Source organism: Nostoc sp., from assembly GCF_036917515.1.
Classification (GTDB): domain Bacteria; phylum Cyanobacteriota; class Cyanobacteriia; order Cyanobacteriales; family Nostocaceae; genus Nostoc.
Window position 1 is genome coordinate 142451 of record NZ_JBALDE010000025.1, and the last position, 22523, is coordinate 164973.

The window sequence follows — 22523 nt, forward strand, 5'->3', positions numbered from 1 at the left end:
GCCATGAAGCCCAAACCCGTGAGCGAGAATAGGTAAAGCTGATGTATTTATAGTGACGATTAATAAATTTATATTTGTAATCGGGATGAGATTCATTAAAAAACAATGTACTTAAAAAAACTATGGTATTCTTCCACTGTCTTCGGGATGATAAATGTGAATGGAGAAAAGGCTTAAAAGATTTTGCAATTCAGTTTAATGAAGCTTTTGGCAAAGACTACAGTCTTTCCAAGTTTCTCGATATTTCTGAGAAAGGCAGCAAACAGCAAACTAAACAGCCAGAGGTACTATTAGAGGCTCCGGGTGATAAACCTATGGTAATTGAATGTAAAAAGATAGTTTATCCCCACGATTATTATAAGAAGCATCGGCATTTCCACGACTTTTATAAGTATTTTGAAGATTCTTATGTACGCGATTTAAAACCTGTTTTATCTCAAGATATGTATGAGATTGGCATCAACGAAAATGCCTTGTATCAAAATAAGAGTCAAAAATTTACTTCAATATCCAATCAAATAGTAACTCATATATTGCAGCATATTGATAAGTTTCATATCTCTAATCAAATCTCCTCATTAGAGCCTATTCCTTGGTGCTTTCGCCGGGTTCCAGAAAATGAACGTGATCACGAATCTTACAAATCAGGACTAAGGTTATCTGGTTCAGCAAAATCCTTGTCGTATCAATTTGAAACATTAGCGGAAGCCGAAGAGGAGATAGCCAAGGAATTAGCTAAACATTTATCTATTACAGATATTAAATTTAAGGATTATGCCAACTGTTTAAAAATTTTAGTTATAGAAATATGTGGTGATATTTTGTCCATCCCTGCGCCAGAAGTAATTGTGGAAATAATCGAAAATGCAACTATTCCATCTAGCGTAGATCAAATCTGGCTTGCAGACCCACAAGATGAGGTAGAAAGTATAATTACTTATCATCAAATTGTCTAGGAATGGTTTATAAGACTTACGCAAAAATCGTCAAAAAGCTTGATTTATCTAACCGCCAAGATGCCAAGAACGCCAAGACTCATCGAGTGTGCGTAAGTCCTAGTTTAGATTGACACCAGCAAACCTAAGACTTGCTCGTACTCAAACTTTACTTCTTCTGCTATTAAGATTGATCGCAAAAGCATCTATTGTTTGAACTATAGCAACTAACATTAATTTGACTAGCCACAGTTAAGAGCATACAGATATAGTTATTAGTATATTCTCACAAACTAGCTTAAAAAGTTAATGAAAATCAGAGCAATCATTCATCCAGCAGAAGAAGGCGGCTTTTGGGCAGAGGTTCCCGCACTTCCCGGTTGTATTACCGAAGGAGACACTATAGAAGAGGTAATAGCTAATTTAAAAGATGCTATTGAAGGTTGGCTTGAAGTTGCCAACAGTCGTAATGTAATTGAGTCAACAGATCAAGTTGTCGAAATTGCTGTATGAAATCGATTTCTGGCAAGCAACTTTGTAAGATTGTGGAGCAAAAAGGTTGGGTTTTGCAAAGAATTACTGGCAGTCATCATATTTATGAAAACTCTGAAGTAGAAAAAATTCTGTCAATTCCTGTTCACCGCAATCAAGATTTGAAAGTTGGAACCTTGAAAGCCTTGATGAAAATAGCCCAGCTATGTGAAGAAGATTTACTTTAATGGAATCGTTTAAGCGTTGATTAAAGCGATCGCGCTTTGCTCACACCCCAATTTATCGCACCCTAACAACTCCAATAGAGTGCAAGCAGAGATAATTTATAGTATGACTTTCGTAACGATTGACAGCCATGACTGAGCTACTTGAACAAGCGATCGCCAAACTCAAAAATTTGCCTGTTAATGAACAAGATGCATAGGTGTAGCCAGCTGCAGGCATCGCAGCGATAATTTTGGAAGAACTAGAAGAGGAACGCTATTAGGATGAAGCTATCGCCCATTACCCTGACAAACTCGCTTTACTTGCAACTGAAGCAATGGTTGAATACCGTGCAGGAAAAACCCAAGAGTTAGATTCTGCGAGCGCATACCCAATTTGGAGCAAAAGATGAGCGCTCACCGTGCAGTTTAAATTTTCAGATAATTTATAGATACTCAAAAAATACTTCAGGTACTAATTTGAATTCCCCAGATTTTAAGCGAGAGATATCTATCCATAAGGCTCTATGTTTATGAGTTTGTGATTCTGAAAAAACTAAGTTTTCCAGTTGATAAAATTTAAAATCAACAAAGTCACATTGATAAAGCTGAATAATTTCATGACCTTGCCTACCATTAAATGTAAACAGGTTTTCTATACAACCTAGATATTTAATATTCGTTAAGTCTGCCTGAATTTCCTCTTGAAACTCTCGTTCTAAGGCGGCACGGCTAGTTTCACCAAATTCGACACCACCGCCTAAAGCACGATAAAATGTTTCTTGTTTTACGGGATCGTAGCCTTCAGAAAGAAATATGCGTTCGCTATCCCGAATTAGCCCCAAGGCTATTACCCGAATTTCTCCAGCTTTATTCATTTTTGTAACTAATTATCATAAAGAGACTGAGGACGACTTTCGCCATCTTCAATAGGCCAATCTGGATTTTCACCACCGATGTACAATTCTTCAATGGTGACATATTCTTCACTTAGCTGTGTGAGGGCGTTGATTAAAATATCCAGAGCGATCGCATCACTGGTTCCTAAGTCAAACCAACAACGTCCCCACTGACCCTCATATTCAAACTCACCCATGTTGTGCATCAATGCTAGTAGGCTTTTGTCATAGCCTTGTGCATCATAATTCATGTAGCTGAGATCGAGTCCAGTGTCTTGCACCTGAAGATTCTCTGCATTAAATGCACCCAATTTACCCAAATAAAACCAGGAATTGAAAACTTCTTCTACATACTGCTTTTCACGCGCAGAAGGATTTGTGCTGAATTTCAACCAAATCCACAGATCAAAAGGATTAATTTCGCGGAACTGAATCTCCATTTTGGTCTAATATCTCAATTACTCTTCTGAAAATAAGCATATCAAAGTGGGGAATGGGGAATGGGGCATTGAGCATAGGGAATAGAGAAAAAACTTAATCACCAATGCCCAATGCCTAACTACCCAGGACTCTTCAGGCTAACGGCATTTTTGCGTTCACGCTCAATTTGTTTGACTAAATCGCCTGGGAGTTGGGATTTTTTAGTCAATGCTTTGTCAAAATTAGCGATCGCTTCCTGGATTATTTGCTGGCTATTTTCTTTTTGCCCCAGTTGTCTAAGAATTTGGGCTTTAAGATAATAAATTTCTGGATTATCGGATGTGGTTTTAATCGCCCGATTCACATATTCTAGTGCCTGTGGATACCTTTTTAAATCTCGGTAAGCAAGAGCAATACCCCGATCCACTAGATATTGAGGAGAAGCATTTTGTTCTAAGCGTCGAATTGCCTGATCTGGGCTAGCAAAAGGTAAATTAACCGCCAATAATAAATCCATATAACCTTTGATTAAATTCAGTTCTGGATCGTTGGCAGAAATTGCTTCGGCTTTGTCTAAATATTCATAAACTTGTCGCAGCCGACTCAAGGCTTGGGGTACACCGTTGACTGTACCTTTACGGGTGATAACTACTGCACCTTCTAAAAAATGACCAACAGCAGTGTATAAATTACCACGCAATGGCTCGTTAGGAATTAGTTTTTGTCCTATTTCTAGAGTTTTCTGACTGTATGTGTCGAGTTTAACCCAATCCTTATTTCCGTATGCTAAAGATGCCTTCATAGCATAAGCTAGAGGTTCATTTGGCTCTTTGGATAGTGCTTGTTCCAGATAACGATCTGCTGCTGGATAGTTGCCCTGTTGGAAAATAGCTTTAAAAGCTGCTTCTGTTTGGTCGCCAATTTGATGAGGTTCGCGATTGCGAAACGGATCGCCAGCCAGGGAGGGATCGACCCAGACATTAAGTGCGATCGCAGCTGCAAAAGCAGTCTGAGCAAAGGTAGTGAGTTTAGCAGACACTACTAATTGAGGCAAGGAAAACCTTTTAGTCATTTTAACCCTCAGAGGATGTTTGAAAAGTATTGAATCAATCAGTTAAACGAGTCTTCTGAGCATTAACCGAATCATTAGAATGTGACAAATATTTCATGAGTCTCTGGTATAATCTCGTAATCTTGACTTAGACGACGACACCCTTCGGGTGACGCTCCTACGTCACTACCGCTTCGCTAACGCCAGTCGCTCATGGGGGAAACCCCCAAGACTGCGCTGGCTCACCAGTTAAACCAACCAAAACTGCGCTCAACAACCTAACGTCTTGGCAGAAAAATAAAATTTTTGGCATTTGTTTGACCGCGCACAACTTCCAAAACCCAACAGTAAGTATCCATCACCCATTTTAGAAATCTAACGCAAGTAATTCCCATTGTTCCAAAGTCAGGTTGCTTGGGTAAGATTTAGACATGGCTTTGGTAACACTGTCGCATTTGTTTCTACTGACACAGTAGCGTTACGAGAGCTGTTTTTGACTTTCCAAACATCCTCTTAGAATGATACCTTTGTTGTTGAGATTGAGATTGAGTTTTGAAGAAACTGTGAAAGAGTTAGGTTTGAGTCTAGAAGAGATTCAGTAAGAAATGCAAAAACAGTTTCCAAGTCAGGATACGTAACCTACAATTACAGCAGAATTCAGAATTCAGGAGCAGAGCCAAAGACGCTCCGCCTCCGGTCAGAATGGGTTACGTCCCGCGGCGCTAACAGAAGTAAAACAGGCTTTATACCTGGCTTTGAGACTTAGCTTGTGTACCTCACTAACTTGAAATTTGCTGTATCCTTTATCATGAATTTACTTACATATTCTTGCTATTTTCCATTCCCATAATTTTTAATTTTTTCTATGATTTCGCTCTCTCCTATTCTTCAAGCTAGACTCTCCCAACCCTTAAAAATTGGCTCTTTCGAGTTAAAAAGTCGGGTTCTCCAGTCGCCTCTATCTGGAGTGACAGATATGGTGTTTCGCCGTCTTGTGCGTCGCTATGCACCAGATTCAATGATGTATACCGAAATGGTAAATGCTACAGGGTTGCATTATGTCAAACAGTTACCCAAAATTATGGAGGTAGATCCTAACGAACGCCCGATTAGCGTTCAACTATTTGATTGCCGCCCTGATTTCCTGGCAGAAGCAGCAATAAAGGCAGTTGCTGAAGGTGCTGATACTGTTGATATTAATATGGGTTGTCCGGTTAATAAAATCACTAAAAATGGTGGTGGTTCTTCGCTGTTGCGGCAACCAGAAGTAGCAGAAGCAATTGTGCAGGAAGTGGTAAAAGCTGTTGATGTACCTGTGACAGTAAAAACCCGTATTGGCTGGAATGATAACGAAATTACTATTCTCGACTTTGCCAAGCGAATGGAAGATGCCGGAGCGAAAATGATTACGGTACATGGACGCACCCGTGCCCAAGGGTATAACGGTAATGCTCGTTGGGAATGGATTACCCGTGTAAAAGAAGTGCTTTCTATCCCAGTGATTGGGAATGGAGATATTTTTTCCGTTGAAGCGGCAGTGAAATGTTTAGAACAAACTGGCGCTGATGGCGTCATGTGTTCCCGTGGGACTTTGGGTTATCCCTTTTTGGTGGGAGAAATTGATCGCTTCTTAAAAACAGGGCAGATATTACCGACACCAACACCGATTGAGCGCTTGGAATGTGCAAGAGATCATTTACAAGCCTTGTGGGAATATAAAGGCGATCGCGGTGTCCGTCAAGCCCGCAAGCACATGACTTGGTATGCTAAGGGTTTTGTTGGTGCTGCCGAACTTCGAGGACAGCTAAGTTTGGTTGAAAAAGTAGATCAGGGTTTGGCAATGCTTGACAAAGCAATTGAAAAATTAGCTAATGGTTATGAACTAGACGAAGAAGTACAAGGTAGTTTGGTAATGCTTTAAAAACTTGATTTTATCACTAGCTTGGGCTGATATCGTTGGTTGCTAAAAGTGACGCGATCGCTTGGATACCACTATTTCAGTTAAGGTTTAAATCTCCTTGTGTAACTCTCTTTTATTTTGAATTTTGCAGGACTAGGGCGTGTTTTCAAACTATAACCACAGAAGAATGGAGGCAATTGTGATCATGGCTGTATAATTTACAGCAAGTTTTTCATATCGGGTGGCGATGCGGCGAAATTGTTTGAGTCGGTTGATAGCCCGCTCAACAATGTTGCGTTGACGGTAAATTTCACGGCTAAACGGACCACGGCGCAGTTCATTCGAGAGTCTTAGGATGGTCAAACGGACACCACGGCGGCGCAAGTAATTACGGATGCGATGACCTGTGTAACCTTTGTCTCCAACTAATCGTAAAGGGCGTAAACGTGGACGACCTCGCCCAGAACGCTTGAGTGCACCCTGTTCGATCAATTGTTCCAGAAAAATGGATTCATGACGATGGCCTGGACTAAGAATAAAAGTAATCGGCTTACCTTTTCCTTCACAACGTATATGTATTTTTGTACTGAAGCCACCACGAGAACGACCTAGTTTCTCATCTTCTTCTCTTCGAGACGCTACGCGAACGCCCCTTTTTTCCACCCGCAGCGTGCTGATGGGCGCGGATTACTGTTCCATCGACATAATTTACTTCCCAATCAAGTTTTCCTTGTTCGTCTGCGTAGGCGTAGCCCGCCGCAGGCATCGCTTGCAGATGTTCTAAAATTTGGTTCCAAATTCCAGCTTTTTGCCACCGATAAAACCGCGTTGCAATACTCTCCCACCTTCCATAACCTTCCGGCATATCCCTCCAAGGTGCCCCTGTTATGAGTATCCAGAGGATGCCATTCACAACCTGTCGATGGTCATGATTTGGTTTACCCGTTTGGGGTTTTTGTGGTGGTAGTAACGGTTTTAACTGCTCCCACTGTTCGTTGCTTAAGTCTCCTCGATTCATCATCACACTAAAGCGATCGCATCTTTTTTTAGGATACAGCGAGTTTGAAAACACGCCCTAGCCCTTTCAAGGTGACAAATGAACATACGTTGTTTCAGTGCAACCATCTTGAATCCTCCGCTCAGATTTTGGGCTTTTTGAAAGTTGAAATAACCAACCTTCTTTCCAAATTTCACCACCTTGAAAGGGCTATTACGCATTGACAAATTAGACAAAAAATGCGTTATAAGAAATCAGAAAAAACAGGCCATCGCTAATCACTCTGGAACTGGAAAGACAGATAATTTATGAAAGCGAGCGTATTCAGGGTTGAGACAATCAGAACGATTATCAAGCCATCCACCGCCAAGTATGACCTGAACACTTATACTTTCCCCGTTGTTGCTGTTTTGGTAACTTGAATTGATCCACTGACAACAGCGTAGAGTTTTGCTTGTAAGCGATCGCTTTTATAGAGAATAATCTTTCCTTTGCGATAGCCTTGCACCTGAGTGTTAGGTTGCAAACCGATCTTCTTTTGCTGTTTCTAAACCTGCAAACACGATAATTTGCGAAAGTTGTTCCAAAGATGCCAGCATGATTAGCCTGATATTGCCCAAGCTGGACGATGATCAATCCAAGGGTTAGCCGCTTCTAATTGTGCTGCTAGGCTGATAATTGTGGCTTCAGCAGCGGGTTTACCAATTAGCTGCACACCGATGGGTAAACCCTTACTGTCAAAGCCCACAGGAATTGCGATCGCAGGTTGTCCAGTTGCATTCGCAGGCGGACAAGGGGCAACCCACTCAATAATATTTTGGAATGTTTCTTCTGGACTCAGCGAAGCCCATTCCCCAACGCGGATGGGTGAATGTAGATAAACTGGCAATACCAGCACATCCACGGTATCGAAAAACGCCACAATCTGACGTGCCACTACCTGCATTTGAGAAACTGCTTGCAAGTACTGGGCAACAGAACCTGTACGTGCAAATAGCCAGCGATTCAATGGTTGCAAAGCTTCAACAGGAAGTCCTGATGCAGCTACCCCAGCTTGCCAAACGATTTGAAATGGTTCAACTAAATCACTAAAATCTGGGGATTTTTGTTCAACGTGATGACCGAGTTGTTCTAATAACTGGACTGTTTGGCGGACACCTTGCTGACAGTTTGCGTCAGCTTCTCCCAAAGGAGAAATGCTAGTGTCAAAGGCAATTCGCAAAGCACCAAGTTTTGTCCCAGTTGCGGCGAGAAATGATGGTTCGGGATCTAGCAACCAGTAAGGATCGCCTGTTGTATACCCAGATATGGCATCCAAAAGAGCAGCAGCATCAGCCACAGTGCGGGCGATTGGCCCGTTGACGGCAATTCCAGCGAGGCGTTCGCCTACGGGTGCTTTACTTACCCTGCCCCTAGATGGTTTAATTCCTACCAAACCACAACAAGCCGCAGGCCCCCGAATTGAACCACCGCCATCAGAACCTTGAGCAATCGCACACAATCCCGCTGCCACTGCCGCTGCGGCGCCACCACTGGATCCGCCAGGGGTGTATTCTAAATTCCACGGATTTCGCGCTGGGGGAAAACCCGCAGGTTCGCTGTATGGGAATGAACCTAATTCGGAAGTGGCTGTTTTACCGAGAATAGTAAATCCAGCTTGCTTAATCCGCGTTACAACACCATCATCATAGTTAGGGATATTGTTCAGTAATGCTGGATTCCCATAAGTACAGGTAACACCTGCTACAGTATTGAGGTCTTTAATGGAAATCGGTACGCCAAAAAATGGCGGTAGTTCTGAGCTAGTTGTCAACAATTCTGTTTTGGCTTTGGCATCTGCGATCGCTAATTCTGCCGTCACCGTAAAATAACTTCCTAATTGAGGATTTAATTGCCCAATCCGTTCTAAATATATTTCTACCAACTCTAGCGGTGATATTTCCCGGCGACGAATTAATTGCGCTAACTCTAGTGCTGGGGTAAATGCTAAATCAACTTCATTCATAGGTTAGTGAATGGGTAATTTTGTCTTTCTCTGGGATTTTTAAACTGAAATTGTTACTTTAGCAGGATTTCCGGGAACTATATATTTTATAGCTCCTGAGATTTACCACTCATTTAGGATGCTCAGATGCAATAGGCGTGGTTACGTTCTTACATCAAGCCATTTTAATTGTTTTGTATAAACTTTCGACAAATCCCTAAAGGGTATTTATGGCTAACCTAGAAATACTTGTTAGTGAATTGCCAACATTGATTCAGAGTCTAAAACTTACTATTGGCGATTCTAATCAAATCATGGAAGAAATAATCCCGATTAATAATACTCAGGAAAAACTACGAAATATTAAAAAATTAATCGCTCAGGAATTGAGACTTAAGAACGTTAAAAATTCTGCGATCTCTACACTTCCTCGACTCATCACAGGAGCTACTTTATTTATACCTAGTGTAGGATTAGTAGATCCAGCCATAGCAGAAAAATTTGGGAACTCAGAAACGAAAATTTCATTGACTGATTTACAATTAAAAATTGATTCTTGGATTGAATGGGGTTATTTTTTGCAAGCAATAGCGGCTGATATTCTCAGTGATATTCAATTAGTAAGTTAACTAAACTCTGATATTAGTCATCTAAGCATATCCAATGAACTTCAAACACTTAATGAAAACTTAACAATTAACTTTACTTTTGATAAATATAATATATTAATACATCAAATTCAAAAATTTATTGATTATCAAAAACAACTATTACAGTTAAAACAAAAATTAAATCATATTTTTAATACTATTAAAAATAGTCGTAGTTTATTAAATATTTTATTAGGTGTATCAGCTTTTTATGGTAAATCTGGTTTCGCTTTAGAGTGGTTAGATGATGATCACGAATTAATCATATCGAGTGAGGGAAAATTTCAAGAATTGATAGATATTCTCAATGATTGTGATTTTTTCCAAGAACAAATTGCTACTTTGCTCGTGCAATGTGACACTTTAAATCAACAGGCAGAGCAAGCCCTGAAAAAGATTGAACAGGAAAGTAGTGAAAAAGCAATTAATGGTCAAGAAGTAAAAAGAGTACCGAAGTTTTTTACACCAAAAATAGTAAGTTCAGCTATGATTATAGCTTCCAGTTTATTACTCTTAACTTTTGGTAGTTGGAAAATTAGAGAACAAAATCTAAGTCTTACTCAAGAAAGAAGTGCTTATGCTAAGTTTAAATCTGCTCAAAAACTTGGTATGGAGGCTGCTTATCTGGTTCAAAAACCACTGCATCCTCTAAAAGTTTGGCAACAAGCACAAAATAAATGGTATCAGGCAATAGATTTATTAGATACTATTCCTCATGAGACATCAGTTGATGACCGGGCAAAGAAGAAATTGGCTTACTATCAAATTAACTATAAATTTATTAGTCAAAGAGTGTTAATTGAAGAGAAAGCTTTAGAAAACTTAGAATCAGCCCAAAAGCTAGCAGCAGAAGCTAATTTATTTGTTCAAAATTCATCTCATTCACAACTAAGTCGGCAGCAAGCACAAGATAAATGGCAGCAAGCAATTAATTTATTAGAAGCTATTCCAGAGAGTACGTTTGTCTCTGTACAAGCTAAAGAAATGCTTCCTATTTATAAAACTAACTATGCGGCTATCAGTCAAATATAGCGGTTGTTCATCAGATACTCGACTTGAAGCTTTGTTCTAATAGGATTATAGAAAATACCAATATTTTCAAATTAAACTGTGGAATGTGGGTTAAAAAAAGAAAGAGGTAAATCGCCCTGTTTTGACGCTTCACCTCTTTAACAACAGATAATTACAACTAACAATTACACCTTTGAACGGTCAGTTAAAATCTCATAACCAGTCTCTGTCACTAAAACTGTATGCTCAAACTGAGCCGATAAAGAATTATCCATAGTGACTGCTGTCCAACGGTCAGATAATGTCCGTGTGTGTCTGGAACCCGCATTTAAAATTGGCTCAATTGCCAGCGTCATTCCCGCCCGGAGTTTAACATTTGGCATCTCACGAGTACGATAGTTAAATACAGAAGGTTCTTCATGCAGGTTACGACCGACACCGTGTCCAGTGAACTCTTCAACTATACTAAAACCGTTAGATTTCACATGATCTTCAATTGCTCCAGCTAAGTCAAGCAGGTATACACCAGCCTTAACTTGCTCAATGCCTTTATATAAAGCTTCTTCTGCTACACGAATTAATTTAGCAGCTTCTTGCGTCACTTCACCGACAGCAATTGAAATACAAGAATCACCATGAAAGCCTTGGTAATAAGCGCCCGTATCTACTTTTAATACATCCCCCACCCGAATCACTTTCTTGGGGCTAGGAATGCCATGTACTGCTTCATTATTAATGCTAGAGCAAATAGAACCTGGAAAACCGTGATACCCTTTAAAACTAGGCGTTGCACCCATTTCGCGGATGCGTTTTTCTGCATAAGTATCTAAATCAGCTGTTGTCATTCCTGGCTTTACTAGCTCGGAAATTTCTTTGAGGACAGTTGCTACAATTGTCGATGATTGCCGCATGATTTCAATTTCACGTGGCGATTTAATTTCAATTCCTCGGCGCTGTTTTTTCGCAGGTGCAGGCTGAGTCGTTTGAGAAAGTAAGTTACTGAAAATGTTCATGGGAAATTAATAATTACTGGTTGGCTCTAACGCTGAAGTCTCAATGCTTTTTCTAGGTTAATTGAGAAATAATATCTATAATTTAAGTTATTTTAATTCCCCATCGGGATTCTTCGTATTTTGGGCGCTAATGTATACAGAATAACATATTTGCATACTCCTAATGTGTTGGACTGGAATCAAAAACGCCCTAAGTTTTTTTTTCACGATACACTATGAAAGTTAGTATTTTGTCTGAAATGAGGGTTGAAATTTAAACGCAGAGGCGGTAATTTCTATAGCTGGTTACTTGAGCAAATTGCCAGACAAATTCGCCGCGATTGCTGGAGTAACAGTGATGAAATTTTAAGCTAGAAGCAACGTTAATATCACGTAGTTCAGCCGTAATATTTGTACCCAAGTAGGAATTGTAAAAGTAAGGGATTTAATTACAATTCGTAAAAATAGTTATAAATTTTCATCACTAATTCTCAAAAGGCAATACTGATGAGCAGGAATAATTAATAAATGGCGGGAAAAACCACTTTACCCATTCTTTATATTATCCATGCTCAGTGCCCATCTCTACCTAATACTTTTCTCTGCTAACACAGATGGTCCAGCAGTAACGACTACGATTTGATCTGGGTGGAGTAACTCACGAGCCGCTTGATTCACTTGGGTAAGGGTGACTTTCTGGATTTTATCAGTGAAGGAGTGCAATTCTACTTTATCTAGTCCGTATACCTCATTCATCAGAATTCTATCTGTTAATTCTTCTGGATTTGCCAGGGAAACGTTGTAGTTGCTGATGAGGGTGCGTTTAGCTGTTTCTACTTCCAGTGCAGTTACACCTTGTTGATGGATTTGTTGTAGTATTTGGCGGGTGCTAGCGATCGCTTTACTGCTATCTTCAGGACTAGTCTGCATCTCAATCAAAAATGTCCCTACATTCTTCCCGACTTGGAAGGAGCTATAAATTCCATAGCTCAAACCTTGGCGATCGCGCACTTCTGCACCTAGTCTACTAGATAAGGTATCACCTCCCAATATCTGGTTCAATACTAAGGCTGCATGAAAGTGAGGATCGTAACGGTTAATGCTTGTGTAACCCATATAAGTTACAGCTTGGGCTTTATCTGGTAAAACTGGGTTGACACTCACTATTTTCTTTGGCATTGCCACCGGGAGATATTTTAATGTGGGTGCTTGGCCACTAACTTCCCAGTCTCCAAACTTATTTTTAATCAGCGATCGCACTTTGTCTAGATCAAAATCTCCCACCAAGGCTAGCACTGTTGTATCTGGATGATAATGTTTGGTTTTGAAATTAATCACATCCTGGCGCTGAATCTGCTGTAAACTCTCCTCTGTGGGAAAAGTATGTAAGGGATGTTTTTTCGGATAAATTGACTGAACAAATACTCTTCTGGCTACTTCTGATGGCTCATCTAATTCTAATTGCAGTTCAGTTAAAGTTTGTTGGCGATGCAATTCCAACTCTTTGACTGGAAAGTTACTATTTTTTACAACATCTGCCAATATCTCTAGGAGTATCGGCAAATCCTCTGCTAAACTATCACCTTCGATATGCACACCTTCACGGTAAGTTTGAAAGTCTAAACTCGCCCCTCGTTCTCCTAAGACTTTAGCAATAGTTAAAACATCCTTGCTCTTAGTGCCATTGAGCAAATTATCTGCCACAAAAGCAGCCAATCCAGCTTTATTATCTGGATCGAATTCCGTCCCAGCTTGAATATAACCGCTCAAGGTAACGGTGGGAGTACTATGATCGGGCAACAATAATATCCGCAGTCCGTTGGTAAATTTAAATTTATCAGGTAAGACTTGGGCAATCGTATCTGTAGCCAAATCTACAGGCGGTAAGTACTTTATCACCTCAGAAAAAAGCACGGGTGCGCCAAAAGAGAAGTTTTCTGTAGTTTGGGCTGAGTCTGGTTTGTCAGCAACCTCTGTTATCCGCTTCTGGGTTGGTTCAAAAAAGCCAACTGTCCGCGCTTCTTTTGTCAAGTATTTGTTAATCACAGCAACGACATCAGCCGACTTCACCAGACGGACAGCAGCCAAATAACGGTCTGTGTAGCTATAATCACCAACAGTTGTCTCATCAGTACCCAATCGCATTGCTTGAGAGGTGATATCACGGTTACTCAAAATTACATCTGTTGTTAATTGAGTTTTGGCTCGTTCTACTTCCTCAGAGGTCACACCTTTTTCTGCTACATTGGCGATCGCACTACTCAACATTGAGTCAATTTTTTTCAAATCTTGTTTAGAACCAGCCGTTACTAATACTTCATACCAGCCAGATTCTCGCAAACTGTTGACGGATGCTGTAACTTCACTAGCTAAACCTGATTCCACCAATGCCTGATACAGTCTAGAATTTCGTCCTTCTGTCAAAATGTAATCCATTACATCCAGCACCGGGACATCCGGTTGATTTGCATCCGGTAGCGGATACACAACTTGTAACAGCCGCCCTGCTCCCGGCTGTCGCAATACGATGGGAGTACTGAGTGCTGAGTGCTGAGTGCTGAGTGAGGAAGAAATAACTTCTGCCTCCTGCCCCCTGCCCTCTGCCCTCTGCCTCGGTAATTTGCCAAATACTTCTTTAACTGTTTCAAGAGTGTTTGCAGTTTGAAAATCTCCAACAATTACTAAGACAGCATTATCGGGACTGTAAAAATTGCGGTAATATTTTTCTACCTGCTCAACTTCAAATTTCTCGACATCAGCTTTTGTGCCACCTACAGGCAATCCATAAGCATGATTGGGAAACACCGCCTGCATGACGGCGCGGTTCAGGCGATATTCTGGACTATTTTCGTAACCCTGCAACTCCGAAATTACTACCCGCTTTTCACTCGCTAATTGCTCCGGCTCAATCTGAGAATTTCGCATTCTGTCTGCTTCCAGCACCAAGAGCGCTTTCAGCTTGTTTCGTTCCACAGTACTGTAATATGCAGTTTGATCGTAACTGGTGAAAGCATTGGAATCACTACCTAAAGCACTAAACAAACGTCCAAATTGAATTGGACGATTTCGAGTGCCTTTAAACATCATGTGTTCTAGCTGGTGGGCAATGCCATTCACACCCGGTTCTTCGTTGCGTGAGCCAACCTTGTACCAAACCTGCACCGTCACCACTGGTGCAGTATGCACTTCCTTTGTCAGGACAGTTAGACCATTCTCTAGCACTGTCTTGCGGACATTTTCTGTCAGTGTTGAGGGCATTATTTTTTTTGTTAGCAAGTTTGACTGATATTTTTCTTTGTTAGTAAATATAACTGGATGTTGGCTATGAGCAGGTCGATCACTCAACAAAAAAACAGCTATTAGCCATAAACTTAAAAGTAATAACGGCAAGAGATACTTGTTATAAAATTTGGAAAATCCATACATGTATTTAGCAGATATATCTGTAAATTAAGTTACATAGTTATTTTGGATGACTACACTTTAATCTGGCAAAAAAATCTGTGACTTCAGTAACAATACAGAAAAACAATATATTAGCAACAAAGGTAATAAACAAGCGAAATTATGGGAGTTTTGCTAAAACCCGAATGAATTCCAGAGGTAAGCCATCGGTATCGGCGATGAAAGCCACTTCGTAAATGCGATCGCCTATTTGTTGTTGTGTCGGTTCTAAAAGTACCTTTAACGGTTCTAATCCTTCGGTTTGACTCTCAGCAGCTAACAACACACGTTCTTGCAAACTTGTCAACCAGTTAGGTAAATCTGGTGTAATCTCAGTTAAATCAAACGAGAGATGATAGTATCCCACATAATGCTCGTCAGCAAACGCATCTGGGGCTGGTTTTGGTTCGGGAATTTGGATTAGTTCAATTCTGCCGCCCAATCCTTCCATCCAGCAAGCTAAGGTGTAGCCTGTGGTAAAGCGTTCTGAGATTATAAACCCTAAATGTTCGTAGAAAGCGATCGCTCGATGAATATTCGCAGTTCGAATAGAAGCGTGGTGCATAATTTGTCCTTTGTCAATTGTCATTAGTCATTTGTCAAATGACCAATGACCAATGACCAATGACTATTATTCAAATAACCTGAAATAAGGGTAGCGTACAGGTACACCAGGCTCTTTTTCCAAGTCAAAATTAATCACTTCCCAACAAGCATCATCTGAAGTATCGGGGCTAAACTCCACGGGTAAACCGTACAAACGCGCAGCAGTAACTTCTGGTTGTTCAGAACGCCAAGGGGTGCTGCGTTCCAAGTAGCCACTCATCAATTCCTGATAGCGTCGAGCAATAATCACTCGTGTTGCTCGAAAGCCTTGGGTATAGAGTTTATCTAATGCTTCGTGAATTTCAAAGCGAATACCATCGGGATGAGTATGTTGTCTATACCATTCATTATTCCACCTCCGCCAATGACGCCCCGATTGCAAATGGATTAACTCTCCATTTTTAGGATTAGCTTCAAACGCGCCATGACGAGGACACAAATAGGTATCTGTTAGTGTCAGCGCCGGAATAGTCTGGCGACAATGGGGACACTGTATTTCCGGCCCAAACATCGGGTACTGCAAACCTGGATTCATCATGAAGTGCGTACAAACATAATTTTGTCTTTACCAGCACTAGTGGGTTGGATTATACACTTCGGCTCAACCACTTTGGGTTACTTGCTCGCTGCTGCATAGAGACGGTGTTGCGGCAGGAACATTGTTCACTAGTGTTTTCCTCAGCGTAGAGGCTTGACGCTGTGATATCCTGGTTGTGCAACCAGCCTTAAGGGTTGGAGTTTCTCCAGTGTTCCTGGGTACCATATTCATATTCTATCGTGTCTACCGCTTCTTACTGGACATCTCCTGATTTTTCTCAAGCTGCGTTTATTGCAGCCAATACTATTGTTATCGGTTCGGTAAATATAGCAGCAGAAGTGAGCATTTGGTATGGAGCAGTGGTTAGGGGAGATGTAGAACGGATTGAAATTGGCGAATGCACAAATATTCAGGATGGTGCAATTCTACATTGTGATGCTGGTTTTCCAACAATCTTAGAAGATCATGTTACCGTAGGGCATCGCGCTGTAGTACATTCTGCTTACATTGAGCGTGGAAGTTTGATTGGCATTGGCGCAGTGATTTTAGATGGAGTACGAGTCGGCACTGGTAGCATTATTGGTGCTGGCGCAGTGGTAACTAAAAATGTACCGCCTTTGTCCCTAGTTGTGGGTATTCCTGGTAAAGTGTTACGCCAAGTAACAGACGTTGAAGCCGCAGAACTAATTGAACACGCTAAACGTTACCAAAAGTTAGCTTTAGTTCATGCTGGTAAGGGTACTGATATTGGTTTTAGCAAGGCTTAGGGAATAGGGCATGGGGCATTGAACACTTGTACTGAGGCTACGTTCGTTGCCCGTAGTGCTACCATTCGCGCAGCGTCTAGTAGAGAAGAAAAGGACTGGGGAAGATGAGAAAGTAACAAAGAAGAGTTTTCCCCCTCTGCTTCTTTTCAATGCCCAACTCCCAATGCCCAATGCCCCATAAATTAAACATTCTTTACATATCTAGTTGGAAAAGTTGCCCACTTCAGCTAAAAATAAAAATGAGAGCAGTTGACAAAACTTTAATTTCTAATTAAAAGAGGGGTTCTAGACATGGATATCGATTTCCGTATAGCGATCGTTTTAGCACCAATTGCCATTGCTGCTGGTTGGGCAGTGTTTAATATTGGCGCTGCGGCTTTAAGACAAATCCAAGGCTTTTTTGATCGGGAAGCCTAAATTGATTAATCGGGCATGGGGCATTGGGCATTTCCTCCCTGCTCCTCTGCTTCCCCATCTCCCTACTCCCCACTCCCCACTCCCCTTCCTTGGATATCGATTCTGTAATACAACCGTTGCAACGCTTTGGCGTCCATTTGGGACTTGATCGCATTGTCAATTTATTGGCAAATCTTGGCAATCCTCATCACCAAGTCCCAGTAATTCATATTGCTGGCACTAATGGCAAAGGTTCAGTTTGTGCCTATCTTTCCTCAGTACTTACTGAGGCTGGTTATCGTACAGGACGCTACACTTCCCCCCATTTAGTTAATTGGACGGAACGTATTTGTCTGAACGAACAGCAAATTTCCTCTGAGGAATTGAGTCAATTATTAGAAAAAATCCAAGCGGTTATTCGCCCTGATGACGAATCAGCAACTCAGTTTGAAGTAATTACGGCTGCCGCTTGGTTATATTTTGCCCAGCAGCAAGTTGATGTGGCTGTGGTAGAAGTTGGACTAGGAGGGCGCTTAGATGCTACTAATGTCTGCTTAGAACCTTTAGTTACGATCGTCACTTCCATTAGCCGGGAACACTGGCAGCAACTTGGCCCTACCGTCGCTGATATTGCTAGGGAAAAAGCAGGTATTTTCAAACCTGGATGTCCCGTTGTGATTGGGCCATTGCCACCAGAGGCAGACCAAGTAGTGCGATCGCGTGCCTTAGAATTACAATGCCCGATTTTTACGCCTCAACCCGCCCGTCAAATCGCTACAGGATGGGCAGAGTATGAAACAATTCAAAATTCAAGTTGCGCTTCTAGCGCACCAAAGGTGCGACTCAAAATTCAAAATTTAAAATTAATTAAATATCCGTTATCCTTAGGGGGACAAATTCAGTTAACTAATTCAGCTTTGGCTTTAGCCGCTTTAGAAATTCTCCAACAACAGGGTTGGCAGATTTCTGAAGAAGCGATAACTAACGGCATGGCAAAAACTCAATGGCTGGGGCGAATGCAATGGACTACTTGGAAAAATCATAAATTATTACTTGATGGCGCTCATAATACTGCCGCAGCCCAAGTTCTTCGCCAGTATGTCGATAGCTTAGACCCAGTTAACCCCAAGCCAGTCAATTGGGTTATGGGAATGTTTTCCGATAAGGATCATGCTGATATTTTTAGCGCATTACTGCGACCAGGCGATCAGCTTTATTTAGTGCCAATACCAGTAGAACCTTGGTCCGGTAGAACTTCCGCTGACCTAAACTACTTAGCAAACCTAGCTTATAGCCTCTGTCCCGAATTAAGCGATCGCCAAATATATCCAGATTTATTCACAGCACTAGCAGCCGCAACTTTAACCGCTACCACAGAAGATTTAATCGTTTTGTGTGGTTCCCTTTATTTAGTAGGCGATTTTTTAGCAACCACCAATATAATTCGTAAATCATAATTACGAATTACGAATTTATCTTTGATTCCATTCTTGCGCTGCATCCTCTACAGCTTTATCTACAGTCTTCTGCCCTAACATTGCTGCTTGCAAGTTTTCGTAAACAGCCTTTTGCAGTTTGTTGGAATCCTTCAAAGTAGGGGTCAGTATCTCTGCCTTTGGCAGTTCTTTAGCACTCATAACTCGCGCTTTTTCTATTGTTGAAGCATTAGCTGGAACATCTTTAAAGTAACTATCAGACAATGCTTTGATTGTAGAAGGTAGAACATTTGCAGCTTTAGCAAAGGCTAACTGATTTTCGTCATTGGTGACAAATAAAGCAAATTTCACAGCGCCATCTGGTTGTTTGCTATCGCGGGGAATAACTATGTTCATCACCGCAACATTCTTCTTACCTGTGTCACCAGTGAGTTGAGGTGCTATTTCCGAAGCTTGAGCAATTTTCGGGGCATTATTAGCGATCGTTTTCAGGAACTCTGGCCCAGAAGCTAGAAACGCCGTCTCTCCAGATTGGTATAAATCGATCGCGTGGCGATGTCCTTGGGTCAAAGCCTCTTTAGGAAGCAACCCTTTTTTATACAAGTCTATCCAATATTGAAACGCGGCTTTCCCTTGTGCTGAATTAAATGCCGCTTTCCCCTCAGCATTTATTAGGGTAACTCCCATTTGCACGAAAGATTCCAGCACTTCACCGGAATCTTGCGGTACGAAAGTTACAAAAAAGGCATATTTTCCCGTCTTGTCTTTAATTTGTTGCGCGGCTTGTGCCAATTCTGCGTAGGTTGCAGGTGATTTATTGATACCTGCCTGTTTTAATAAATCAGTGTTATAAATGGTTAGCCGTGTGGTGAGATACCAGGGAATCCCAAAACTCTTGCCATTAAGCGTGCTTGCTTTCCAGATATTCGGTAGATAGGAGGAACGTACATCATTAGGGACTTTTGCATCTAAATTTAACCAGGCATTTCGTCCGGCAAGTTGGGAAGCAAAACCCGGATTCAAGTTAACTACATCAGGTGGCGTTTTTGCGGAGACAGCTGTTAATATTTTGTTCTCCATTGCTGCCCAAGGTACATCGACCCAGTTAATCTTTATACCTGGATTTTGCAATTCAAAATTCGTAATTAGGCTTTTGAAGTAGTCGGTAAATTGAGGTTGGAGTTGCATTGTCCAAAACTCAACAGTTCCTGCTCCTGAAGTAGCTTGTTTTGTACTTGTATTAACATTACTTGTGCTGCAACTTACAACCCAACTGGTTATTAAGCCAAGCAGTACCAAAGCAACAAGTTGTTTAAATTTTCGCAATTGAATCATTTTCCCAGTATTTTTACGCTTGATCGGTGTGAAAAGCTTAGACAGAATTGTTGAGATTATAGGCTAAATAAATTACCCGTAAAGACGTAATATATAACGCCTTTACCGCAACTAATTTAAATTTTCAATTTAGCAGTCCAGCGGGCACAACTGTGGTAAAAAGCTTCAATAGTCTGTTTGGCAAATCAAAAAAAGGGGTAGGCATTGAACTTGCTCCCGAACGGGTGAATGTAGTTCAGCTACGCAAGCAGGGTCAAGGCTTGAAATTAGAAATCTGTACATCGGTAGCAGTTCCAGAAGGGATAGTTATCGATGGTCAAATCAACGACCCTCCAGCAATGGCGCAATTAATCCAGCAGGCGCTAGCTGAGAGCAAAATCAAAACTTCTCGCGTTGCTACTGGTGTCCCAGGACGAGATTCTATCGTTCGGATTATACCAGTGCCAGCAGAGTTAGATGATAAAGAACTGCGAGAAATGGTGCTCAACCATGAAGCAGGTTTGTATTTACCCTATCCTCGTGAAGAGGCTGATGTAGATTATCAGAAACTTGGGTACTTTGTAGATGAAGATGGCATTGAAAAAGTACACGTACTTTTAGTTGCTACCCGCAAGGAGATAACAGATACCTATATAAGTACATTCGAGCAGGCAGGATTACAAATTGACGTTTTAGAAATTAACAGTTTTGCTCTGATTCGGACTATTCGCGAACAACTGCGACAATTTGGCCCGCAAGAAGCAGCAGTACTAGTTGATATCGAGTTTGATAGTACAGAAATCGCCATCATCGTTAACGGAGTGCCACAATTTTCCCGCACAGTTCCAATTGGGACTTATCAAATGCAAACTGCCTTAGCAAGGACAATGAGCTTACCTACATCACGAGATATGGAACTGTTACACGGAATGATTATTCCTGCAACTCCCATAGATGGCGGTAAAACTGGCGTTACCGAACTCGATCCTGGCATGGCTGCCATATTAAGAGTCTTGGGAGAACTAACGGATGAACTGCGCCGTTCCATCGATTTTTACCTAAATCAAAGTGAAAATTTGGAGGTAGCGCAGATTTTATTAGCTGGGCCAGGAGGTGGACTTCAACAGCTAGATGAATTTTTTACCCAACGATTGAGCTTGCCAACTACCCAAATAGATCCAATCGGGTCTTTATCTTTGGAAGTTGACACTGATAAATATCCACAGGTACAACGCTCTGGTCTGGCGATCGTACTAGGTCTAGGAATGCGGGAGGTGTAATAAAATGTACAGCCTAGATGTTAACTTTCTTAAAGACCGCCCAGCATACCAGAAAAAGCCAGAGAGAAAAGGAGGAATAGCCCTAAAATTTCCTACTGGGGATTTGACACTACTGTATGTCGGAGTTGCAGTAGGTGTAGGTCTTCCAGCTTTATTGGGAGTTGCTTGGTGGTTCCTGCAAGGGAAGATTGTTGAATTAGATGGTCAAATAGCACAATTAGATCAAGAAAGCAAGAGGTTAGATACAGAAATAGGAAATATTAACAATATCAAAGCCGAGACAAACGCAATTAAAGGGGAAACCCAAGCTTTAGTGACTGTATTTGACCAGATTCGTCCTTGGTCAGCAATGCTACAAGATTTGCGCGATCGCATCCCAACGGCAGTGCAAATCGAGAGCATCAAGCAAATCCCACCTGTAGCAGTAGCAGCAGGTCAGCCACCAAATAATCCCGCAGGGGGATTAGAAATTAACGGATTGGCTCGTTCCTTTAATGATGTCAATGATTTCTTATTGAGTTTACAACAGTCTCAGTTTTTAAAGCCCACAGAAACCAGAATTCTGACAGCATCATTAGTAGATGCTCCCTTAACATCAGGTGCAGGTCAATCTTCTACTAATGTAGTAATTAAGCCGCCCCAAGTAGTTAAATACACTATTCAATCGAGCATGAACGACGTTCTAGCGTCGGAATTAATTCGAGAGTTGGAAAAAAAAGGCACAGTGGGGTTAGTGACTCGAATTCGTAATATGCAACAAACAGGAGTCATTTCCAAATGACGCTGAGTGATGATTTAAATTTTGCCGAACAAGGTGGAGAATTCGATCCGGCAACGCCAGCCGCACCTGTGGTATTTGGTATTGCCTTCACACCAAAAATTATTGGGATCTTGGTGGGAGTAGTTGGTTTAGCGGGAGCAGCTTATATATTTTTAAACCTGCTGATGCCAGCTTGGGAAAGCTATCAGCAGCAGCAAGCCAAAAGCTCTGAACTGCAAGCGCAAATTGAGCAAAAAAAAGCCAATATCAAACAGATTGACAAAGTTAAAGACGAGCTAGCACAGGCAAAGCAGCAAAAAGTTCAGGTTTTAAGTTTATTTGCTAACGAAAAAACCTTAGAGGATGTTTTAAAAGTCCAAGAAAGTAAAAACTCATGCGAGTCGTCGAAGCATAATACGTATCATCGCAATATAAATAAAAGTCTCGG

General features: G+C 41.2%; 23 protein-coding genes and 1 pseudogene. 12 read left to right on the forward strand and 12 right to left on the reverse strand.

Going from position 1 to position 22523, the window contains the following annotated elements:
* Nucleotides 1-122 precede the first annotated feature (122 nt).
* The 3 genes from V7K89_RS03465 (at nt 123) to V7K89_RS03475 (ending at nt 1654) form a co-directional block, all read left to right on the forward strand.
* Complete coding sequence (locus tag V7K89_RS03465) at nt 123-956, forward strand: hypothetical protein (RefSeq protein ID WP_335184355.1); 834 nt, start codon at nt 123-125, stop codon at nt 954-956.
* Nucleotides 957-1244: 288 nt separating this feature from the next.
* Nucleotides 1245-1448 carry a type II toxin-antitoxin system HicB family antitoxin gene (locus V7K89_RS03470; protein WP_335184357.1) on the forward strand — a complete coding sequence of 68 codons (204 nt, stop codon included), beginning with the start codon at nt 1245-1247 and terminating at the stop codon, nt 1446-1448.
* Complete coding sequence (locus V7K89_RS03475) at nt 1445-1654, forward strand: type II toxin-antitoxin system HicA family toxin (RefSeq protein ID WP_335184359.1); 210 nt, start codon at nt 1445-1447, stop codon at nt 1652-1654. The genes V7K89_RS03470 and V7K89_RS03475 overlap by 4 nt, the downstream gene beginning before the upstream one ends.
* 52 nt (nt 1655-1706) lie before the next feature.
* Here the strand turns inward: V7K89_RS03475 and V7K89_RS35750 are convergent, their stop codons facing one another.
* The 4 genes from V7K89_RS35750 to V7K89_RS03495 form a co-directional block, all read right to left on the reverse strand.
* Nucleotides 1707-1871 carry a hypothetical protein gene (locus V7K89_RS35750; protein WP_442941572.1) on the reverse strand — a complete coding sequence of 55 codons (165 nt, stop codon included), beginning with the start codon at nt 1869-1871 and terminating at the stop codon, nt 1707-1709.
* 205 nt (nt 1872-2076) lie between these two features.
* Complete coding sequence (locus V7K89_RS03485) at nt 2077-2508, reverse strand: NUDIX hydrolase (RefSeq protein ID WP_335184361.1); 432 nt, start codon at nt 2506-2508, stop codon at nt 2077-2079.
* Nucleotides 2509-2516: 8 nt separating this feature from the next.
* Complete coding sequence (locus tag V7K89_RS03490) at nt 2517-2969, reverse strand: DUF3531 family protein (RefSeq protein ID WP_335184363.1); 453 nt, start codon at nt 2967-2969, stop codon at nt 2517-2519.
* A 119-nt stretch (nt 2970-3088) separates the two neighbouring features.
* Nucleotides 3089-4021: a Sll0314/Alr1548 family TPR repeat-containing protein gene (locus V7K89_RS03495; protein ID WP_335184365.1), complete on the reverse strand. Its 933-nt coding sequence runs from the start codon at nt 4019-4021 to the stop codon at nt 3089-3091.
* Nucleotides 4022-4865: 844 nt separating this feature from the next.
* Here V7K89_RS03495 and dusB point away from each other — a divergent pair.
* On the forward strand, nt 4866-5921 hold the full coding sequence (dusB, locus tag V7K89_RS03500; RefSeq protein WP_335184367.1) for a tRNA dihydrouridine synthase DusB: 1056 nt from the start codon (nt 4866-4868) through the stop codon (nt 5919-5921).
* Nucleotides 5922-6071: 150 nt separating this feature from the next.
* Here the strand turns inward: dusB and V7K89_RS03505 are convergent.
* From V7K89_RS03505 to V7K89_RS03515, 3 genes are all read right to left on the reverse strand, one after another.
* Nucleotides 6072-6918 (reverse strand): IS5 family transposase gene (locus V7K89_RS03505; RefSeq protein ID WP_442941575.1). Its coding sequence is split into 2 segments (ribosomal slippage): nt 6072-6552 and nt 6551-6918, totalling 849 coding nucleotides; the frame shifts between segments, so codons are not numbered across the junction.
* A 364-nt stretch (nt 6919-7282) separates the two neighbouring features.
* The gene (locus V7K89_RS03510) at nt 7283-7423 is read right to left on the reverse strand and encodes a hypothetical protein (RefSeq protein WP_335184369.1); all 141 of its coding nucleotides are present in this window, start codon (nt 7421-7423) and stop codon (nt 7283-7285) included.
* A 75-nt stretch (nt 7424-7498) separates the two neighbouring features.
* Nucleotides 7499-8902 carry an amidase gene (locus V7K89_RS03515; RefSeq protein WP_335184371.1) on the reverse strand — a complete coding sequence of 468 codons (1404 nt, stop codon included), beginning with the start codon at nt 8900-8902 and terminating at the stop codon, nt 7499-7501.
* Between the two features lie 209 nt (nt 8903-9111).
* Here V7K89_RS03515 and V7K89_RS03520 point away from each other — a divergent pair, with 209 nt between their 5' ends.
* Both V7K89_RS03520 and V7K89_RS03525 read left to right on the forward strand, forming a co-directional pair.
* Nucleotides 9112-9510 carry a hypothetical protein gene (locus tag V7K89_RS03520; protein ID WP_335184373.1) on the forward strand — a complete coding sequence of 133 codons (399 nt, stop codon included), beginning with the start codon at nt 9112-9114 and terminating at the stop codon, nt 9508-9510.
* A gap of 312 nt (nt 9511-9822) precedes the next feature.
* Nucleotides 9823-10563: a hypothetical protein gene (locus V7K89_RS03525; RefSeq protein WP_335184375.1), complete on the forward strand. Its 741-nt coding sequence runs from the start codon at nt 9823-9825 to the stop codon at nt 10561-10563.
* 164 nt (nt 10564-10727) lie between these two features.
* Here the strand turns inward: V7K89_RS03525 and map are convergent, their stop codons facing one another.
* The 4 genes from map to V7K89_RS03545 all read right to left on the reverse strand — a co-directional run bounded on the left by map (nt 10728) and on the right by V7K89_RS03545 (nt 16119).
* A complete protein-coding gene (map, locus tag V7K89_RS03530) occupies nt 10728-11555 on the reverse strand; it encodes a type I methionyl aminopeptidase (RefSeq protein WP_335184377.1) in 828 nt (275 codons plus the stop codon).
* A 564-nt stretch (nt 11556-12119) separates the two neighbouring features.
* Nucleotides 12120-14960, reverse strand: coding sequence for a M16 family metallopeptidase (locus V7K89_RS03535; RefSeq protein WP_335184379.1), 2841 nt, complete (start codon nt 14958-14960; stop codon nt 12120-12122).
* 139 nt (nt 14961-15099) lie between these two features.
* A complete protein-coding gene (locus V7K89_RS03540) occupies nt 15100-15543 on the reverse strand; it encodes a VOC family protein (RefSeq protein WP_335184406.1) in 444 nt (147 codons plus the stop codon).
* Nucleotides 15544-15609: 66 nt separating this feature from the next.
* Entirely contained in the window at nt 15610-16119 is a 510-nt protein-coding gene (locus V7K89_RS03545) for a TIGR02652 family protein (protein WP_442941576.1), read from the reverse strand.
* A 242-nt stretch (nt 16120-16361) separates the two neighbouring features.
* Between V7K89_RS03545 and V7K89_RS03550 the strand changes: the two genes are divergently transcribed.
* From V7K89_RS03550 to V7K89_RS03560, 3 genes are all read left to right on the forward strand, one after another.
* On the forward strand, nt 16362-16889 hold the full coding sequence (locus V7K89_RS03550) for a gamma carbonic anhydrase family protein (protein ID WP_335184384.1): 528 nt from the start codon (nt 16362-16364) through the stop codon (nt 16887-16889).
* A gap of 291 nt (nt 16890-17180) precedes the next feature.
* Nucleotides 17181-17306 (forward strand): photosystem II protein Y, encoded by a 126-nt coding sequence (locus V7K89_RS03555; protein ID WP_273764542.1) that lies wholly within the window; start codon nt 17181-17183, stop codon nt 17304-17306.
* A gap of 89 nt (nt 17307-17395) precedes the next feature.
* The gene (locus V7K89_RS03560; protein WP_335184386.1) at nt 17396-18742 is read left to right on the forward strand and encodes a bifunctional folylpolyglutamate synthase/dihydrofolate synthase; all 1347 of its coding nucleotides are present in this window, start codon (nt 17396-17398) and stop codon (nt 18740-18742) included.
* A 15-nt stretch (nt 18743-18757) separates the two neighbouring features.
* Here the strand turns inward: V7K89_RS03560 and V7K89_RS03565 are convergent, their stop codons facing one another.
* Nucleotides 18758-20056, reverse strand: a complete 1299-nt coding sequence (locus V7K89_RS03565) for an ABC transporter substrate-binding protein (RefSeq protein ID WP_335184388.1) — start codon at nt 20054-20056, stop codon at nt 18758-18760.
* Between the two features lie 152 nt (nt 20057-20208).
* On the opposite strand from V7K89_RS03565, the gene pilM reads away from it, so the two are divergent.
* From pilM to V7K89_RS03580, 3 genes and pseudogenes are all read left to right on the forward strand, one after another.
* Nucleotides 20209-21315, forward strand: a complete 1107-nt coding sequence (gene pilM, locus V7K89_RS03570; protein WP_335184390.1) for a type IV pilus biogenesis protein PilM — start codon at nt 20209-20211, stop codon at nt 21313-21315.
* 4 nt (nt 21316-21319) lie between these two features.
* Nucleotides 21320-22096, forward strand: coding sequence for a PilN domain-containing protein (locus V7K89_RS03575; protein WP_335184392.1), 777 nt, complete (start codon nt 21320-21322; stop codon nt 22094-22096).
* A pseudogene (locus V7K89_RS03580) lies at nt 22093-22523 on the forward strand (hypothetical protein); the annotation flags it as partial. The gene V7K89_RS03575 and the pseudogene V7K89_RS03580, both read left to right, overlap by 4 nt.

What these genes read in the sequence shown, in the direction of transcription:
- V7K89_RS03465 (WP_335184355.1), top strand. Translation starts at nt 123, where the DNA reads ATGGTATTCTTCCACTGTCTTCGGGATGATAAATGTGAATGGAGAAAA.
- V7K89_RS03470 (WP_335184357.1), top strand. Translation starts at nt 1,245, where the DNA reads ATGAAAATCAGAGCAATCATTCATCCAGCAGAAGAAGGCGGCTTTTGG.
- V7K89_RS03475 (WP_335184359.1), top strand. Translation starts at nt 1,445, where the DNA reads ATGAAATCGATTTCTGGCAAGCAACTTTGTAAGATTGTGGAGCAAAAA.
- V7K89_RS35750 (WP_442941572.1), bottom strand. Translation starts at nt 1,871, where the DNA reads ATGCCTGCAGCTGGCTACACCTATGCATCTTGTTCATTAACAGGCAAA.
- V7K89_RS03485 (WP_335184361.1), bottom strand. Translation starts at nt 2,508, where the DNA reads ATGAATAAAGCTGGAGAAATTCGGGTAATAGCCTTGGGGCTAATTCGG.
- V7K89_RS03490 (WP_335184363.1), bottom strand. Translation starts at nt 2,969, where the DNA reads ATGGAGATTCAGTTCCGCGAAATTAATCCTTTTGATCTGTGGATTTGG.
- V7K89_RS03495 (WP_335184365.1), bottom strand. Translation starts at nt 4,021, where the DNA reads ATGACTAAAAGGTTTTCCTTGCCTCAATTAGTAGTGTCTGCTAAACTC.
- dusB (WP_335184367.1), top strand. Translation starts at nt 4,866, where the DNA reads ATGATTTCGCTCTCTCCTATTCTTCAAGCTAGACTCTCCCAACCCTTA.
- V7K89_RS03515 (WP_335184371.1), bottom strand. Translation starts at nt 8,902, where the DNA reads ATGAATGAAGTTGATTTAGCATTTACCCCAGCACTAGAGTTAGCGCAA.
- V7K89_RS03520 (WP_335184373.1), top strand. Translation starts at nt 9,112, where the DNA reads ATGGCTAACCTAGAAATACTTGTTAGTGAATTGCCAACATTGATTCAG.
- map (WP_335184377.1), bottom strand. Translation starts at nt 11,555, where the DNA reads ATGAACATTTTCAGTAACTTACTTTCTCAAACGACTCAGCCTGCACCT.
- V7K89_RS03535 (WP_335184379.1), bottom strand. Translation starts at nt 14,960, where the DNA reads ATGTATGGATTTTCCAAATTTTATAACAAGTATCTCTTGCCGTTATTA.
- V7K89_RS03540 (WP_335184406.1), bottom strand. Translation starts at nt 15,543, where the DNA reads ATGCACCACGCTTCTATTCGAACTGCGAATATTCATCGAGCGATCGCT.
- V7K89_RS03545 (WP_442941576.1), bottom strand. Translation starts at nt 16,119, where the DNA reads ATGAATCCAGGTTTGCAGTACCCGATGTTTGGGCCGGAAATACAGTGT.
- V7K89_RS03555 (WP_273764542.1), top strand. Translation starts at nt 17,181, where the DNA reads ATGGATATCGATTTCCGTATAGCGATCGTTTTAGCACCAATTGCCATT.
- V7K89_RS03565 (WP_335184388.1), bottom strand. Translation starts at nt 20,056, where the DNA reads ATGATTCAATTGCGAAAATTTAAACAACTTGTTGCTTTGGTACTGCTT.
- V7K89_RS03575 (WP_335184392.1), top strand. Translation starts at nt 21,320, where the DNA reads ATGTACAGCCTAGATGTTAACTTTCTTAAAGACCGCCCAGCATACCAG.